This window comes from [Clostridium] ultunense DSM 10521 (assembly GCF_000511955.1).
GTDB lineage: Bacteria > Bacillota > Clostridia > Tissierellales > Tepidimicrobiaceae > Schnuerera > Schnuerera ultunensis.
Map to the genome: position 1 here is coordinate 28,318 of NZ_AZSU01000009.1, position 1,749 is coordinate 30,066.

Consider the following 1,749-nt stretch of genomic DNA (forward strand, 5'->3'; position numbering starts at 1 on the left):
GGTAGTGTAAAATAATTTGTGCTTTTAGGAAATAAAATTCTCTTTTCTGGCAAGAATCTAAATAAGACCAAAACTAGAAAGGAGAATTTTTTATGGCAACTTTACCAAAGGAAGTTTTAAGAAATATGATAGTAGATGGAGATTTAAAAACAGTAAATGATCTCCACACATATCTTAAAGAAATGTTTAAAGATGCACTACAAGAGATGTTAGAGGCAGAATTAGAGGTAGAATTAGGATATGTAAAAGGAGATAAAAAGAACAAAAATACAGATAATCGTAGAAATGGTACTACGAAAAAGACTGTAAGCACTCGTTTTGGAGAAATTGAGTTAGATATACCAAGAGATAGAAATGGCGAATTTGAACCAGTAGTAGTTCCAAAACATACAAGGGATATATCAGGTATAGAAGAACAAATAATATCCCTTTATGCAAGAGGAATGTCAACTAGGGATATTCATGACCAGGTAAAGGATCTCTATGGAATTGAAGTATCAGCAGATATGGTTAGCAAAATAACAGATAAAATTATTCCACAAATAAATGAGTGGAAAAACAGACCCCTAGAACCTGTTTATCCCTTCATTTTTCTAGATGCTATACATTATAAGGTAAGGGAAGATGGCCAAATTAAGAACAAAGCAGCCTTTGTTGTTTTAGGGGTTACCCTAGATGGCTTCAAGGATATACTGGGCATTTGGATAGGTGAAACTGAGTCCTCAAAGTTCTGGCTAGGGGTATTAAACGATTTAAAAAACAGGGGAGTAGAAGATGTATTAATATTTAGTGTAGATGGATTAACAGGCCTAAAGGAGGCAATACAAGCAGCTTACCCTAATGCTGAAATACAAAGATGTATAATTCATCAACTCAGAAATTCTTTTAAATATGTTAGTTATAAAGATTTAAGGGAATTTGCAAATGATTTTAAAGAAGTATATAAGGCTGTAAATGAAGAGGAAGGATATCAGAAACTACTAGATTTAGAAGAAAAATGGGGAAAAAAATATCCCTATGCTATCAAAAGTTGGGATATGAATTGGGATGTACTATCGCCATTTTTCAAATATCCTATTGAAATTAGAAAAATAATGTATACTACAAATATAATAGAAGGTTTGCATAGGCAATTTAGGAAAGTTACAAAGACTAAGTCTGTCTTTCCAACTGATTTATCCCTAGAAAAAATGCTATATCTAGCAAGTCAAAATGTTATGAAAAAGTGGACCCAGAGATATAGAAATTGGGACTCTATTCTAAATCAACTGATGATATTTTTTGAAGGAAGGGTAGAACAATATCTTTAAAATTGAAACAATGCACCCTAAATCTATAGAAAAACTTGGGGAATAGGATTTAACAGGTGGTTTCTAGGTAAATAATGGCCTAGGCCATTATTTACCTAGAAACCACCTAACTAAAAAAATGAACACATTTCTCCATGTTTAAAATTATTGCCAAAATTATAAGAATTTATGTATATTTCCCTATAATTTTGGCAAACTAAAACTAAAGTATCAAATTTGAAAAATTATTATCTAAATTAAATCTAAATTTTCTTGTCAGATCAGAGTAATCAAACTTACTTAAAGCACAAAATTTATTACAGTCTCAATAAGCTTAATAAACCTAAATGGATAGGCAAATTTATATATTATTTTAAAGTATGTTAGTTATTAAAAATATGAGGCTTTAAGCATACCTTTAAGCCACCTGCCATCTGTTCTTGATATATATGGCATATCT

General features: G+C 30.8%; 1 protein-coding gene. It reads left to right on the forward strand.

Translation table 11 applies throughout. The features are described 5' to 3' along the window. The first annotated feature begins 92 nt into the window (after nucleotides 1–92). Nucleotides 93–1,310, forward strand: coding sequence for an IS256 family transposase (locus tag CUL_RS0115545; protein ID WP_025642628.1), 1,218 nt, complete (start codon nucleotides 93–95; stop codon nucleotides 1,308–1,310). Nucleotides 1,311–1,749: the final 439 nt, after the last annotated feature.

What these genes read in the sequence shown, in the direction of transcription:
- CUL_RS0115545 (WP_025642628.1), top strand. Translation starts at nt 93, where the DNA reads ATGGCAACTTTACCAAAGGAAGTTTTAAGAAATATGATAGTAGATGGA.